12 protein-coding genes are annotated in these 14,707 nt (G+C 62.4%); 6 read left to right on the top strand and 6 right to left on the bottom strand.

The genetic code is table 11. The features are described from left to right. Positions 1–6 precede the first annotated feature (6 nt). Positions 7–918, bottom strand: coding sequence for a LysR family transcriptional regulator (locus tag AAIE04_RS14825; protein ID WP_004940760.1), 912 nt, complete (start codon positions 916–918; stop codon positions 7–9). 150 nt (positions 919–1,068) lie between these two features. Between AAIE04_RS14825 and AAIE04_RS14820 the strand changes: the two genes are divergently transcribed. Next, positions 1,069–1,989, top strand: coding sequence for an alpha/beta hydrolase (locus AAIE04_RS14820; protein WP_498577236.1), 921 nt, complete (start codon positions 1,069–1,071; stop codon positions 1,987–1,989). Positions 1,990–2,033: 44 nt separating this feature from the next. Here AAIE04_RS14820 and AAIE04_RS14815 read toward each other — a convergent pair whose 3' ends face one another. Together AAIE04_RS14815 and AAIE04_RS14810 are read right to left on the bottom strand one after the other, a co-directional pair. Next, positions 2,034–3,203: a cupin domain-containing protein gene (locus AAIE04_RS14815; RefSeq protein WP_075685849.1), complete on the bottom strand. Its 1,170-nt coding sequence runs from the start codon at positions 3,201–3,203 to the stop codon at positions 2,034–2,036. A gap of 292 nt (positions 3,204–3,495) precedes the next feature. After that, on the bottom strand, positions 3,496–4,407 hold the full coding sequence (locus tag AAIE04_RS14810; RefSeq protein WP_498577235.1) for a LysR family transcriptional regulator: 912 nt from the start codon (positions 4,405–4,407) through the stop codon (positions 3,496–3,498). 103 nt (positions 4,408–4,510) lie between these two features. On the opposite strand from AAIE04_RS14810, the gene AAIE04_RS14805 reads away from it, so the two are divergent. Beyond that, positions 4,511–5,077: a chromate transporter gene (locus AAIE04_RS14805; RefSeq protein ID WP_025159734.1), complete on the top strand. Its 567-nt coding sequence runs from the start codon at positions 4,511–4,513 to the stop codon at positions 5,075–5,077. Next, positions 5,074–5,595 (top strand): chromate transporter, encoded by a 522-nt coding sequence (locus AAIE04_RS14800; protein WP_019456334.1) that lies wholly within the window; start codon positions 5,074–5,076, stop codon positions 5,593–5,595. Before AAIE04_RS14805 ends, AAIE04_RS14800 begins: the two co-directional genes overlap by 4 nt. Positions 5,596–5,599: 4 nt before the next feature. Here AAIE04_RS14800 and AAIE04_RS14795 read toward each other — a convergent pair whose 3' ends face one another. After that, positions 5,600–5,953: a protease inhibitor Inh/omp19 family protein gene (locus AAIE04_RS14795; RefSeq protein WP_063919422.1), complete on the bottom strand. Its 354-nt coding sequence runs from the start codon at positions 5,951–5,953 to the stop codon at positions 5,600–5,602. Between the two features lie 411 nt (positions 5,954–6,364). On the opposite strand from AAIE04_RS14795, the gene AAIE04_RS14790 reads away from it, so the two are divergent. Then, positions 6,365–7,981, top strand: coding sequence for a serralysin family metalloprotease (locus tag AAIE04_RS14790; RefSeq protein ID WP_498577234.1), 1,617 nt, complete (start codon positions 6,365–6,367; stop codon positions 7,979–7,981). Positions 7,982–8,024: 43 nt separating this feature from the next. Here AAIE04_RS14790 and AAIE04_RS14785 read toward each other — a convergent pair whose 3' ends face one another. Then, a complete protein-coding gene (locus AAIE04_RS14785; RefSeq protein ID WP_498577233.1) occupies positions 8,025–8,672 on the bottom strand; it encodes a dihydrofolate reductase family protein in 648 nt (215 codons plus the stop codon). A 69-nt stretch (positions 8,673–8,741) separates the two neighbouring features. After that, entirely contained in the window at positions 8,742–9,743 is a 1,002-nt protein-coding gene (locus tag AAIE04_RS14780) for an alpha/beta fold hydrolase (RefSeq protein ID WP_498577232.1), read from the bottom strand. A 232-nt stretch (positions 9,744–9,975) separates the two neighbouring features. Here AAIE04_RS14780 and AAIE04_RS14775 point away from each other — a divergent pair, with 232 nt between their 5' ends. Next, positions 9,976–10,407 carry a DcrB-related protein gene (locus AAIE04_RS14775; RefSeq protein ID WP_498577231.1) on the top strand — a complete coding sequence of 144 codons (432 nt, stop codon included), beginning with the start codon at positions 9,976–9,978 and terminating at the stop codon, positions 10,405–10,407. A 31-nt stretch (positions 10,408–10,438) separates the two neighbouring features. Next, entirely contained in the window at positions 10,439–14,701 is a 4,263-nt protein-coding gene (locus AAIE04_RS14770) for an RHS repeat-associated core domain-containing protein (RefSeq protein ID WP_498577230.1), read from the top strand. Positions 14,702–14,707: the final 6 nt, after the last annotated feature.

The following is a 14,707-nucleotide window of genomic DNA, read 5'->3' as shown; positions in this document are numbered from 1 at the left end:
GCCGGATTAGCCTGCGCGCTTCTCGACCAGAAAGTCCAGCAGCGCCCTGACCTTGGAAGACATGTGCTCACGGGAGGGAATGTACAGATAGAAGCCGGGGAAGGGCTGCGACCAGGCCTGCAGTATCCGCACCAACTCACCGCGTTCCACCATCGCTTTCACGGCGAAATCAAAGTGCTGAATAATGCCGACGTGCTGTAATGCGGCGCGGATCATGCCGTCGTCGTCGTTGGTGATCACGCTGCCTTTCGGTTCGACGGAAAAGGTATGGCGCGCGTGCCGCTCGACGGTGGAAAACTCCCATTGATAAATGGCGCCGCTGGTTGCGTGGCGAAAAGCGATACAGTTGTGGTTGACCAGATCCGCCGGCGTGGCGGGCGTGCCGTAACGGCTGAGGTACTGCGGCGTGGCCACCGCCGCCAGCGCCACCTGTGGCGTGATGGGGATCGCCACCATATGCTCGGCGAGGCTTTCACCCAGCCGAATGCCGGCGTCGTAACCTTCGGAAATGATGCTGGCCATGCCGTCGTCCATCACCAGTTCAAGCTTCAGCCTGGGGTAGCGCATCAGGAATTCGCCGATATGCGGTTCGATAAAGTGCTTGGCGGCTGTGCGCGAAGTGTTTATCCGCAGCAGCCCCGCCGGTTCATGGCGGCTCTCTTCCAACGTGCCGACGGCGTGCTCGATCGTGCTGAGGGCGGGCGTCAGGGCTTCCAGCAGGCGTTGCCCTTCCTCGGTGAGCGACATATCGCGGGTGGTGCGGTAGAGCAGCTTGACGTTCAGCTGTTTTTCCAACGCCTTCAGGTTTTGCGACAGCGCGGCGCGGGAAACGCCCATTTGGGCCGCCGCTTTGGTAAAGCTGCGGTGCTGCGCGATATGCGCGAACCACGCCAGTGAAGGAAGCAAGGAAGGATCCATCGAGATGCCCGTATTGTAAATTACAGCTTAACACTGTAGTCCATTCTCTGGGCTTATCAAAGAACAATACGGCGTATAAAGTGAGCGTTATCCCAGCGGAAGCGATGCCGAGTGCGTTTCCCGAGCCAGCAACCCTGTGAGGAACTCATGATGAAAACGGTCAAAATCAAACGTCAGTATTGGGACATCGCGGCGGATATCCACTTCCCGCCGGATTTCGACGAGCGGAAAAAGTACCCGGCGATCATCAGCGCCCATCCAATTGGCAGCTGTAAAGAGCAGACTTCGGGCACTGTCTATGGGGCGGCGCTGGCGAAAGCCGGCTTTGTGGTCATCGCGTTCGACGCCAGCTTCCAGGGCGAGAGCGGCGGCGAACCGCGCTTTATCGAAGATCCCGCCCAGCGCGTGGAAGATTTTCGCGTCGTGACCGATTATCTGGTGACGCTGGACTACGTTGACGACCAGCGTATCGGCGTGCTCGGCATCTGCGGCGGCGGCGGTTACGCCATCAATGCTTCGATGACCGAGCGGCGCATCAAAGCGGTGGCGACCATTACCGGCGCCAACTATGGCCGGGTGATGCGCGAGGGCGTGTTGGCCAATGGCGATCCTGTGGCTTTCCTGGAGGATATTGCCCGGCAGCGCACCGCAGAGGCGCGCGGCGTGGCGTTGCGTGTGGATGTGGGCCTGTACCCGAGCGTTGAGGCGGCGCAACAAGACGGCGCCGATATCGATCTGCGCGAGGCGACGGAATACTACCGTACGGCGCGCGGCGAGAAGCCGAACGGCGTAAACAAGACGCTGTATTCCCATAACGCGGTAGCCGTGGGCTGGGACGCGTTCCACCTAGCGGAAGTGCTGCTGACCCAGCCGCTGTTGGTGATTGTCGGCAGCAAACCCGGCCTGTTCGGCGCGCTGCGCGACGGCTATGAGATTGTGCGCCGCGCCAAGTCGCAGCACAAAGAGCTGGTGGTGGTAGAAGGCTGGTCACATTACGATCTCTACGACAAACCGGAGCCGGTAGCTCAGGCGCTGGAGAAGCTGGTGCCGTTCTTTAAAGCGACGCTGTAAGCGGCGGGCCGGAGGGCGAGGGAGGTTTCTCCCTCGCCGTGGCGTCAGCGGCTGCGCCGCGACATCACCCGTTTGTCTTTCGGCCGTTCCTGCCAGTCTTCAACCTGGTTATTGAAGTTGTCCGCCAGCAGGTAGGCCGGGGTTTTCGCCAGCCAGTCGGACAACGAAATGTCCTGATAGATACCGTTGTCCATCACGATCAATACCTTCAAATCCTCATCGCCGATGTTCTCGATGTAATGGCCGAAGCCCTGCGGAACGTAGCCGACGTCTGAAGGCGCGTACTCTTCCGTCTGCGCGTGGCCGTGCGAGCTGAACACCGTCATGCGGCCCTTGCCGGAAATATAGTATTGCCATTCGTTGGCATTGGGGTGCCAGTGCAATTCCCGGATCGCGCCGGGTTTCACGATCTCGATGATGCCGGTCATGGTGGTGGAGATGGGGAATTCTTTCGACGACACCAAATGCACGCTGCCGGCGTCATTTTCAAAGAACGGTTTTTGCTTCATTAATTCATAGCGGTGGGTCAGAGGAGCGTTATTTAATCCGCCGTCGTTTTTCGGTAATGGCAAGGCGGGCGGAACGGCGCCGCCGACAATATAAGCCTCGCCCTGTTTGGCCTTGGAAAATACCGCCGCCGGCATGTCGACGCTTTTTTCCAATACCTCTTTCGGCATATGCGCCACCCAATCGGTGATGCTGAAGGTGCCGAATTCGGAGAAGTGCCCGTTATCGAACGCCAGAATAAAATGCGCACCGTCCGCCAACGCCTGAATGGAATGGCCGTAGCCTTTCGGGAAATACCAGACGTCGCCGGGGCCGAAATCTGCCACCTCACATTTTCCTTCAGGATCGAGGATGGTGATGCGCGCATGGCCTTCCAGCATGAACGCCCATTCGGCGGCGATGGCATGCCAGTGCAGTTCGCGCACGCCGCCCGGCTCCAGCGTCATGTCGACGCCGGCCACGCCCTCGGAGATCGGAAACTGCTCGACGGTGGCTTCGCGCGCCCAGCCGCTGGGCAGGCTGCGTTTTTTGCTGTCGGTGAATTTGTATTTATAGAGATGCTGGGCATCGGCAGGTGGCTGGTAGCTGCTGGGGGGCACGATATTGCGATGGTCGTCGGCAGCGGCATTTTTGGCGATGCCGCCGATCATGCCGGCGGCGGCCGCACTGACGGCGGAGACTTTCAATATATCACGACGCGATAGCATAGCTTTTTCTCCAATATAAAACCGTGCGCCTGCAGAGGCAGGCGACAGGGAAGGCGCGATCGCCATTGAAATGGTTTTTGTCATCGGCGGGATTTTGCTGTGACCCTTAAATCCTAGCGGCTGGCGTTTATTAGGTAGGCGCTTATTTGTTTGCGTTTGTTACTAAGTGAGTGCGGGTTTAATTAATTCATCGGAAGTTGAATAGTCATTAATAGGAATTAAATTTAATCGCCGATAGGTTTAAATAGATAATAAACGAACGTCATTTTTTATTGGCCGTTCGGGCTATTTGTTATGACTGCCCCACGGTCTCTAGCACCAGCTGACGAAAGCGCTCGACGATAGGCGAAGCCGGGCTGCGGCGCAGCGCCAGGTAAAGCGGGGCGCTGAGCTGCGCTTCTTCGGCGAGGGGGCGGTAGACGATGCCGTCGCCGCCCAGCCGCCGCATCGAGCCGGGCACGATTGACAGCCCCAGCCCGGCGCCGACCAGGCTGAGGGTTGCCGGCAGGCGCGGCGCTTCCTGCACGATGCGCGGGCTGAAGCCGGCGCGGTGACAGGCGGCCAGGATGGCGTCGTACAGCCCCTGGCCGGCCGGGCGGCGATAGAGAATAAAGGCCTCGTGGGCCAGTTCGGCCAGCGGCAGCGGCTGCTGCGTCTCTTGCGCTAGCCGGTGGCCCAGCGGCAGGGCGACGATCATCGGTTCGCTGAGCACCGGTTCCACGCTCAGGCCGGGAATGCCGCTGGCCGGCGAGCGCACGAAGGCAGCGTCGAGGCGTTGTTCCAGCAACGCCTCCATCAGCTCGCCGCTGCCGGCCTCTTCCAGTTGGGTGGTGATGCCCGGCAGAATGTCGCGGTAACGGCGTAGCAGATTGGGCACGAACGGGTGCAGCGCGGCGGAGCTGGTGAAACCGATGGCGATGTGGCCCTGCTCGCCACGGGCGGCACGCTGGACCGCTTCGCGCAGGCGCTCGGCGCGCGCCAGCAGGGCGCGGGCTTCCTCGAACAACACGCCGCCCGCTTCGGTGACGCGCACGCCGCGCGGCAGGCGCTGCAACAATTTCACGCCCAGTTCGTCTTCCAGCCCCTGCAACAGGCGGGTGAGCGGCGGCTGCTGGATAAACAGCCGCTCGGCGGCGCGAGTGATGTTGCCTTCTTCCACCACGGTGACGAACGCCCGCAGGCGACGCAGTTCGATCATATCCATACCTCAAAGGTATCTTTAGTTGTTCTGGAATGCATTAGACATCATGGCACGGCGGCGCGCATGATACCAGACATCAAAACAAGCGATGTGGAACGGCAATGTCATGTCAGATATCAATACGTTAAAACCGCACCCGGCGGCAGCGCCGGGCAACGCGGAGCTGTTTTTAGGCTTTCTGTGGCTGGGGCTGATCGGCTTCGGCGGCGTGTTGCCGCTGGCGCGCAGCATGTTGGTGGAGCGCCGGCGCTGGCTGAGCGGCGAACAGTTCACCGAGCTGCTCGGGCTGTGCCAGTTTCTGCCCGGCGGTAATGTGATCAACCTGTCGGTGGCGGTGGGGATGGAGTTTCGCGGGCTACGCGGTGCGCTGTGCGCCTTGCTGGGCCTGATCAGCGCGCCGACGGCGATCGTGGTGGGGCTGGGTGTGGTCTACGCCCGCTTCCAGAACGATCCCCACGTGCAACATGTGTTCGCCGGTCTGGCCGCCGCCGCCGCCGGGTTACTGCTCTCGACCGGGATTAAGATGCTGCTGCCGCTGCGCGGCAAGTGGGCGGCGCTGGCGATTGTGGCGCTGGCCTTGATCGCCATCGCCTGGCTGCGCCTGCCGCTGCTGCCGACCATGCTGGTGCTGGCGCCGCTGAGCATTCTGCTGATGTGGCGGTGGCCGTCATGAGCGGGGTGTTGATTGCGCTGGCGCTGATCTTCACCGAGCTCTCTCTGCTGGCGTTCGGCGGTGGCATGACCATTCTGCCGGAGATGCAGCGGCAGGTGGTGGAAGTGCATCAGTGGATGAGCGCCCAGGAGTTCAGTGCGCTGTTCGCCATGGCGCAGGCCGCGCCGGGGCCGAACATGATGATCGTGCCGCTGGTCGGCTGGCACGTCGCCGGCTGGGCGGGGCTGCTGGTGTCTTCGGTCGCCAAGTTTGGGCCGTCTTCCATCGTCACGCTGCTGGTGATGGGCGCCTGGCGGCGCTTTAAGGATCGCCCGTGGCGCCGCATCGTGCAGGCCGGGCTGGTGCCGCTCACCGTGGGGTTGGTGGCGGCCAGCGGCCTTTTGATCGCCGAGGCTTCCGCGCCCAATTGGCGGTTGGCGGCGATCGTGGCGCTGGCGACGGGATTGAGCATGAGCAAGCGCCTTCATCCGCTGTGGGTGCTGGCGGGCGGCGCGCTGCTCGGCTTGCTGTTCGCCTGAGGGATTAGCGCGGGATCAGCACAAAGCGCGAAGGGCCGTTGCGGTCGATCAGCTCATAGCGCTTCGGCGCGGTCAGGGCCAGAAACGCCACCATGCTCCCTTCGGCGTCGGTCAGCGTCATGCCGTCCGGCGTCGGCCGCCAGGCGACCGGCAGCGCGTGCAGTGCTAACGGCTGCAGGCACTGGGCGGAGGCGGTGAAGCGGAAAGCGTTGGTGTTGGCTACCGCTTCGTCGCTCAGCTGCACCTCGCAGACGGTTTTACCGTCGCCGATGGCGGCGAGCTGCCAGTCGCCCTTCAGCGCGGCGGGTTCCAACAACGGCAGTGAACTGCCCAGGGCACTGCTGCACAATACGCTCATAACGACTCCTGTCAGGCTGGCGCGGCGCAAGGCGCGCATAAGGAAATGGGTTGGCATCGGGTCACTCCTTTCGGCTGTCCGTTCACACCTTAGCACGTTCCCAGCGGGATGATGAGGCAAGGATTAGGTTTTTTAATCCTCGATAATTCTGATCTAACCGGCGATACCATGCCTATAAAGACGAGTCATTAGCCCACCGATACGCTTATCTTTCTCATTAATACCGCGCTAATACAAATCGTTATGATTATTTCCGCCTTAACGCCCGGCGCGATGATGCGCGGCGGCGTGGGCTCGCGCCGTCGGGGTTAATGGCTATACTGGTCAATCCTAAGTCATGGCTTAGATTAGAACGACTGATGAATAGTCTTACAAAGCGAGTGGATTCCTACTGTGTAAAAGGAGAATGCAATGAGCAGTCGCCACAACGACATTTTGCAAGATGACGATGAGTTCACCAGCCTGTCCGCCACATCCCCCAACGATCATAACTATCAGTTTTACTATCACCGACCCGGCAGCCTCTATGATGGGTTAGGGTACGGCGCGCTGTTTACGCTGGATAACGCCAACCTATACAGCAACCAGCGCGGCGGAGCAGCCATCAACAACCTGGGCAAAATCCGCGATAACTTCAGCTTCGATCGCGCCGCCGATCAGCTGACGCGACCGGGCCTGACGCACAACGGCGATCAGGTGTATCACCAGCCGGTGGCGCTGACCTATTCCTTTCTGACGCAGAGCGCGCTGAACCGCATCGGCCAGACCGGCGACGGTGACAAGGGGCTGCAGCCGCTGACCCTGGCGGCGCAGGCTCAGGCGCTGAAATCGATGCAGGCCTGGGCCGATGTGGCGAACGTAACCTTTACTGCGGCGGCGTCCACCGACATCAACCACCGCGCGGACATTACCTTCGCTTACTTCACCCAGCGCGCCGACGGCAGCACCGCCGCCGGCAGCGGCCCCAATGCCATCAACGCTTACGCCTATTACCCGCCGAGCTCCAAAGCGGGCAGCGATAACGCCTTCGCCGGTACGGTATGGTTCAACAAGAACTTCGCCACCCATAAGGCACCGGTTAGCGGCGACTTCAGCAGCCAGACCTTCACCCACGAGCTGGGCCATGCCCTGGGGCTGGCGCATCCGGGCTCTTATGACGCGTCGTTGGGCAACCCGAGTTACCAGAACGATGCGGCTTATTATCAGGATTCGCTGCAATACTCGATCATGAGCTATTTCAACGCCGGTTATACCGGCGCCGATACCAAAGGGGTATACGGTTATGGGCCGATGGTGGATGACATCGCCGCGATCCAAAAATTGTACGGCGCCAACATGAACACCCGCACCGGCGACACGGTGTATGGCTTCAATTCCAACACTGGCCGTGATTTCCTGACCGCCACGGCGGACAACGGCAAACCGGTCAACTTCGCGGTGTGGGACGCCGGCGGCAACGACACGCTGGACTTCTCCGGCTACAGCCAGCAGCAGATGATCAACCTGAACGACGGCGCGTTTTCCAGCGTCGGCGGCGGCACGCAGAACGTCGCCATCGCGCGCGGGGCGATCATCGAGAACGCCATCGGCGGCAGCGGGCGCGATGTGATCATCGGCAACGATCAGGACAATCTGCTGGCGGGCAACGCCGGTTCCGATATCCTGTACGGCGGGCTGGGGGCGGATCATCTGTGGGGCGGCAAAGACGCCAATAACTTCACCGACTATTTCGTCTATCTCAGCGCCAAAGAGTCCACGGTGGCGGCGTTCGACGTGATTGAAGACTTCGAGCACGGCATCGACAAGATCGACCTCTCCGGCCTGCGCTTCAACAACAGCCTGAGCGAGCTGCGCTTTATCGACAGCGGCAGCGCCTTCAGCGGCCAGAAAGGCGAAATCCAACTCAACTTCGACGCCCTTAACGGCACCACCGATCTGTTGATGAACACCCACAGCAACAGCTACGCCGCCGACTTCAAGATCCACGTGGTCGGGCAGGTGGTGCAGAGCGATATTCTGTTTGCCTGAGGGTGATGAAGGGGAAAGAGAAAAGGGCCGAACGGCCCTTTTTTTACGACTGGGCCGCTGCGCTTTCCACCGTGAAGTCGCCGGTGGTCACCTCGCCGGCGCGGCGGTAGTGGGCCACGATCACGCCGCCGGGTGAGACCACCGATTGGGTCAGCGTAAAGGCCGTCGGCGCAGCGTTTTCATCGAACAGCCGCTTGCCTGCGCCGAGCAGCACCGGGTAGGTGAGCAGGCGCAGTTCGTCCACCAGGTCGTTGGCCAGCAGCTGTTGCATCAGGGTGCTGCTGCCCTGCACCAGCAGCACCGGCCCCTGACCGCGTTTCAGCTCGCGCAGCCGGGCGATGATGTCCCGCCCCAGCCATTGGCTGTTCTGCCACGCCAGCGTCTCGCCGTGATGAGTGGCGACGTACTTGGTGGCCTGATTGAACGTGCGGGCGATATCGGCCGAAAACGGGTCGGCCTCGTCGGTGATCTGCGGCCAGTAGCCGGCGAAAATATCGTAGGTGCGCCGCCCGAGCAGCAAGTCAAAAGGCGCCGAGAAAAGATCGCCCATCGTTTCCGCGACGGCGTCATCCCAGTAGGGGGCGGTCCAGCCGCCGAAGCGAAAGCCGCCGCTGCGGTCTTCCTCTTGCCCGCCCGGCGCCTGCATCACGCCGTCGAGGCTGACGAAGGCGCTGGCAATAATCTGTCGCATGGCTGTCTCCTGCCGTTGAGTGCCAGCTGAAAGTTTAGCCGCCGCGCGGCGGCTGCGCCAATCGGGCGCTCAGGGTTGCAGCGCCTTGAGCAGCGCCTGATGGAAACGCTCCGGCTCCTCCATCTGCGGCGCGTGGCCGAGCCCGGCGAACTCGATCAGCGTGGCGTGCGGGATCAGTTTCGCCGCCTGTTTGCCTAACACGTCATAATGCCCGATCGCGGCCTTGATCGCCGGCGGGGCGATATCGCTGCCGATGGCGGTGGTGTCGGCGGTGCCGATCATCAAGGTGGTGGGCGTTTGCAGATCCTTGAACTCGTAATACACCGGCTGGGTGAAGATCATGTCGTAGATCAGCGCCGAGTTCCACGCCACCAGGCGGTGGCCCGGCCCGTTGTTCAGCCCGGCCAGCATATCCACCCAGCGATCGTACTCCGGCTTCCAGCGGCCGCCGTAATAGGTACGTTGCTCATAGTTGCGGATGCCCTCGGCGGTGGTGTTCAGCTCGCGCTCGAACCATTGATCGACGCTGCGCCACGGCACGCCTTTCGCCTTCCAGTCCTCCAGCCCGATCGGGTTGACCATCACCAGCCGTTCCACCGCCTGCGGGTACATCAGGCTGTAACGCGTGGCCAGCATGCCGCCGGTAGAGTGGCCGATGACGATGGCCTTGCTGATTTTAAGATTCTGCAGCAGCCCGTGGGTATTTTGCGCCAGCTGCTGAAAGCTGTAATGGTAATGCGCCGGCTTGGTGGAAGAACAAAAGCCGATCTGATCCGGCGCGATCACGCGATAACCGGCCTTGCTCAGCGCCTTGATGGTGTCCTGCCAGGTAGCGGCACAGAAGTTTTTACCGTGCAGCAGCAGCGCGGTGCGGCCGTTGGCGGCGCCTTCCGGCGGCACGTCCATATAGCCCATCTTTAATGTCTGCCCCTGCGAGGCGAAGCTGAACTGCTGCAACGGATAGGGGTAGTGGAAGCCCTGCAGTTCCGGGCCGAACTTCGGCGTTTCGGCGGCGGCGGTAAACGCGGCCAGCGCGGCGCACAGCAGCGCGCTGCGGGTTAATCTCAACATCCTGATCTCCTGAAAAGGGCGATAGCCGAGTATAGCCACAATCAGGGCGTCGGCGCGCCGGTGGATTCAGATAATTCTGTAATGTGACGACTTGATTCCAGGCAAGGTTCCGGCCAGGGCCTTTTTCACAGTGAACGCGGTCACGCCGCGCAACATTGATGGCCTCTGATGGTTTTATTTCAAGGCTAAGTTATGCGATGCTTAAGCATTATTTATGCAAAAGGATCCTCGCATGTCCGCTTTATCCCGCTGCGCTTTCAGCGAAGGCAGCGTCGCTTTGCCGGAAGGCTATGCCGATCGCACCGTCAACGTACTGCTGGCCGGCGATGACGTTTCCCCCTCAATCAATATTTCCCGCGATGCGCTGCAGCCGGCGGAGAACCTGGAAAGCTACGTCACCCGCCAGCTTGATGCGCTGGCGCAGGGGCTGAAAGGCTGGGCGTTCAAAAGCCGCGAGCCGGCGTCGCTGGGCGATGGGCTGGTCGCCGGTGAATGGGTGCGCGCCAGCTACCTGCGCGACGGCAAACGCATCTGGCAAAACCAGGCGGTGTTCGCGCTGGCGGAGGGCCGGGTGCTGGTGTTCACCCTGGCGATGGCGCGCAAGCTGACGCCGCAAGACGACGTGCTGCTGTTGCAGGTGCTGAGCAGCTACCGGGCGGCATAACGATGAACTCTTCACGTAAAAGGACCTTACGATGACCGAAGCGGCTCGCGTCGGCGATATTATCGGGCACTCCCATGCCCTGGCCGGCATGATTGCCGGCACGATTGTCGGCGGCCTGATCGCCGCCGCAGGCGCATTGGCGGCGGGGGCGCTGTTCGTCGCCGGCCTGGCGGCTTCCTGTATCGGCGTCGGCGTGTTGCTCATCGGCGCCAGCCTGGCGGTGGGGTATCTCACCGGGGAGGCGGCCACCGCGGCGCGCGACGGCATTGCCGATGCCGGTGCCGGTAGCCTGACCCCCAAAGGCAATATCGTCACCGGCTCCACCAACGTTTTCATCAACGGCAAACCCGCCGCGCTCGCCACCAACAGCCAGGTGGCCTGCAGCGACGACGGCCCGAGCATGCAGATGGCGCAGGGCTCCGACAAGGTCAGTATCAACGGCCAGCCCGCCTCGCGCGTGGGGGACAAAACCAACTGCGACGCGCAGGTGATGGAAGGCTCACCCAACGTGTTTATCGGTGGCGGCACCGTCACCACCTTGCCGATCAAGCCCGAAGTGCCGGATTGGCTGTACAAGGTCTCTGACCTGACGCTGCTGTTCGCCGGCCTGGTGGGCGGCGTGGGCGGCGCCGCCGGCAAGCTGGGGGCATTGGGCAAACTGCTGGGCAAGCTGCCCGGCATCAACAAACTGGCGCGCATCGCCTGCCGCGCCGGCACGCTGATGACCGCCACCGCCGCCGTGGGCATTATCGCCCGGCCGGTGGATATCGTTAGCGGCCAAAAATTCCTCGACGGCGAAGACGATCTCGATTTCGTGCTGCCTTCGCGGCTGCCGGTCGCCTGGCAACGCTATTGGCGCAGCGGCAACCCCGGCGACGGCGTACTGGGCCGCGGCTGGAACCTGTTCTGGGAGAGCAGCCTGCAGCCGTATCAGGACGGCCTGGTGTGGCGTGCGCCTTCCGGCGACTTCGTCGCTTTCCCGCAGGTGCCGCGCGGCCATAAAACCTACTGCGAAGCCGAAAAATGCTGGCTGATGCACAACGACGACGGCAGCTGGCAGCTGTTTGACGTCGGCGAACAGATTTTCCACTACCCGCCGCTGGCGGGCGACCAGCCGAGCCGGCTGAGCATGATCACCGACGCCATCGGCAACGCCACCTCGCTGTTCTACGACGACGAGGGGCTGCTGAGCGAACTGGTGGACAGCGCCGGGCAGCGCCTGATGTGCCACTATGCGCAGGGCCGCCTGCGCGAAGTGGCGCTGCAAACCGCCGAAGGCGAACGGACGCTGGCGCGCTACGGTTACGATGAGCTGGGCCAACTGACGACGGTGAGCAACCGCGCCGGTGAGGTGACGCGCCGCTTTGGTTGGCGCGACGGCCTGATGATCAGCCACCAGGACGCCGCCGGGCTGCTGAACGAATACCAATGGCAAGAGATCGACGGCGTGCCGCGCGTGACGGCCTACCGCAACAGCGCCGGGGAATCCCTTGAGTTCGGTTACGACTTCGCCGGCGGGCGCCGCAGCGCGGTGCGCGGCGACGGCAAACGGGCGGAGTGGCGGCTGGATGACGACGACAACGTGGCGCAGTACACCGATTTCGACCAGCGCCGCTACGGTTTTATCTACCAACGCGGCGAGCTGTGCAGCGTGCTGCTGCCCGGCGGCGCGCAGCGCCAGAGCGAATGGGATCCTTACGGCCGCCTGCTGTCGGAGACCGATCCGCTCGGCCGCGTGACGCGCTATCAATATTCGCGCAACAGCGGCCGGCTGTTCGCCGTCGCCTACCCGGACGGCAGCAGCGAGGCGCAGCATTGGGACACGCTGGGGCGCCCGACGCGCTATGTCGATGCGCTGGGCAACGCCACGCTGTACCGCTATCCGGATGACGAAGAGAGCCTGCCCGCTAGTGTGATCGACGCGCTGGGCGGGGAAGTGAAGCTGGAGTGGGACGCCCGCGGCCAGCTGACGCGCTACACCGACTGTTCCGGCAGCGTCACGGCTTATACCTACGATGCGCTGGGGCAACTGACGGCGCAGACCGATGCCGAAGGCCATCAGACGCGCTACTTGTGGGATAACGGCGGCCGCCTGCACACCCTGATCCACCCGGGCGGCGGCGAAGAGCGCTTTAACTGGAATGCGCACGGCCAGCTGGCCGAACATCAGGACGCGTTGGGCAGCCTGACCCGCTGGCAGTACAACGCCCTGGGGCTGCCGGTCAGCATCACAGACCGCATCAACCGCACCCGGCGCTATCACTACAGCCCGCAGGGCTGGCTGACGCGGTTGGAGAACGGCAACGGCGGCGAATATCGCTTCAGCTATGACGCAGTCGGCCGCGTGCTGGCCGAAGAGCGCCCGGACGACACCCGCCACTATTATCGCTACGGCGCGGCCGGGCTGCTGGAGGAGCACCGCGAGGTCGGCCTGCCGGGCAGCGCAGGCGAGCTGACGCAGCGCGAACAGCGCTTCCGCTTCGACGAGGCCGGGCAACTGGTCTGGCGCGGCAACGCCAGCGCGGAATGGCATTACCGTTTCGACGCCATGGGGCGGCTGCGCGAGCTGAACCGCCTGCCGACGGCGAGCGGCGCGGTGCTGGGCATCGAGCCGGACAGCGTGCAGATGCGCTATGACGCCGCCGGGCGGCTGCTCGGCGAACAGGGCGTGAACGGCGAGCTGCAATACCAGTGGGATGCGCTGGCCAACCTGCAGGCGCTGACGCTGCCGCAGGGCGATCGCCTGCAGTGGCTGTATTACGGCTCCGGCCACGCCAGCGCCATCAAATTCAACCAGCAGGTGGTGAGCGAATTCACCCGCGATCGCCTGCACCGGGAAACCAGCCGCAGCCAGGGCGCGCTGCAGCAGCAGCGGCGTTACGACGCCCTGGGCCGCCGCAGCTGGCAGAGCAGCGCCTTTGGCCACGATAAACTGACCCGGCCGGAAGACGGCGTGCTGTGGCGCGCTTATCGCTACACCGGCCGCGGCGAGCTGGCCGGGGTGAGCGACGCGCTGCGCGGCGAAGTGCATTACGGTTACGACGCCGAAGGCCGCCTGCTGCAACACCGCGAACCCAATCAGGGCAAACCGGGCGCACGGCTGGTGTACGATCTGGCGGATAACCTGCTGGGCGAGCGCAGCCCGCAGAGTGACATCGACGCGCACCTGCCACTGGCGCCGATCGCCGACAACCGCCTGACGCACTGGCAAAAACTGTTTTATCGTTACGACGCCTGGGGCAACCTGATCAGCCGGCGTAACGGCCTGTACGAACAGCACTACCGCTACGACGCCGACAACCGGCTGGTGCAGGCGTACGGCCGCGGCCCGCAGGGCGAGTTCGACGCGCAGTACCATTACGACGCGCTGGGCCGCCGCAGCCGCAAAGCGGTGCGCTACAGGGGCAAAACCGAACAGACGACCCGTTTCCTGTGGCAGGGCTACCGGTTGCTGCAGGAGCAGCGCGACGACGGCAGCCGCCGCAGCTGGAGCTACGATCCGGCCAGCCCGTGGAGCCCGCTGGCGGCGCTGGAGCAGGCGGGCGACAGCCGCTCGGCGGATATTTACTGGTATCACACCGATCTGAACAGCGCGCCGCTGGAAGTGACCGACGCAGCGGGCAACCTGTGCTGGTCCGGGCAATACGACACCTTCGGCAAGCTGCAGGGCCAGACGGTAGCCGGCGCGGCGAAGCGGCAGGGCGCGCAGTATCAGCAGCCACTGCGCTACGCCGGGCAATATCAGGACGACGAAAGCGGCCTGCACTACAACCTGTTCCGCTACTACGAACCCGAGGTGGGGCGTTTCACCACGCAGGATCCGATAGGGTTGGAAGGCGGGTTGAATTTATATGCTTATGTCATGAACCCACTGACGTGGGTTGATCCTTTGGGATTAGCTGGGTGTCAGAGTGTAAACGCTAAACATATTTTTCATGGTGAGATTAACCGCCGAGGTCGTGCTGTTGGTTTCCATCATGAAGGAAGCATTGGGCATCTAGGAAAAGCTAGAGTAACTCAAGTCACGACACCACCAAACGCTCATGGTGTATATAAAGGTAAAGTGGAAATATTCGATTCTACTAGTGGGCAATGGGTACAAAAAGGGCCAGAATCTACATTTTTCCCAACATCATGGAACAGGCAGAAAGTAATGACTGAAGTCCGTGGGGCATATAATAATGGCACGGTCATGTCAAATGGAAAGTGGGAAGGTATATCTCCTAGTGGCGTGAAGATTGGTGGCTATTTGGATTCTGGTGGGAATATTAATACAGCTTTCCCAATAATGTAATGGAGA

The sequence above is a fragment of the Serratia sp. Ae19-1 genome, from assembly GCF_059801225.1.
Note: the sequence above shows the minus strand (reverse complement) of the source record. Positions and strands in the feature narration are given on the sequence as shown.

Coding starts and splice junctions, on each gene's coding strand:
- AAIE04_RS14775 (WP_498577231.1), top strand. CDS start 9,976: ATGTCCGCTTTATCCCGCTGCGCTTTCAGCGAAGGCAGCGTCGCTTTG.
- AAIE04_RS14785 (WP_498577233.1), bottom strand. CDS start 8,672: ATGCGACAGATTATTGCCAGCGCCTTCGTCAGCCTCGACGGCGTGATG.
- AAIE04_RS14790 (WP_498577234.1), top strand. CDS start 6,365: ATGAGCAGTCGCCACAACGACATTTTGCAAGATGACGATGAGTTCACC.
- AAIE04_RS14800 (WP_019456334.1), top strand. CDS start 5,074: ATGAGCGGGGTGTTGATTGCGCTGGCGCTGATCTTCACCGAGCTCTCT.
- AAIE04_RS14825 (WP_004940760.1), bottom strand. CDS start 918: ATGGATCCTTCCTTGCTTCCTTCACTGGCGTGGTTCGCGCATATCGCG.
- AAIE04_RS14780 (WP_498577232.1), bottom strand. CDS start 9,743: ATGTTGAGATTAACCCGCAGCGCGCTGCTGTGCGCCGCGCTGGCCGCG.
- AAIE04_RS14770 (WP_498577230.1), top strand. CDS start 10,439: ATGACCGAAGCGGCTCGCGTCGGCGATATTATCGGGCACTCCCATGCC.
- AAIE04_RS14815 (WP_075685849.1), bottom strand. CDS start 3,203: ATGCTATCGCGTCGTGATATATTGAAAGTCTCCGCCGTCAGTGCGGCC.
- AAIE04_RS14810 (WP_498577235.1), bottom strand. CDS start 4,407: ATGGATATGATCGAACTGCGTCGCCTGCGGGCGTTCGTCACCGTGGTG.
- AAIE04_RS14820 (WP_498577236.1), top strand. CDS start 1,069: ATGAAAACGGTCAAAATCAAACGTCAGTATTGGGACATCGCGGCGGAT.
- AAIE04_RS14795 (WP_063919422.1), bottom strand. CDS start 5,953: ATGAGCGTATTGTGCAGCAGTGCCCTGGGCAGTTCACTGCCGTTGTTG.
- AAIE04_RS14805 (WP_025159734.1), top strand. CDS start 4,511: ATGTCAGATATCAATACGTTAAAACCGCACCCGGCGGCAGCGCCGGGC.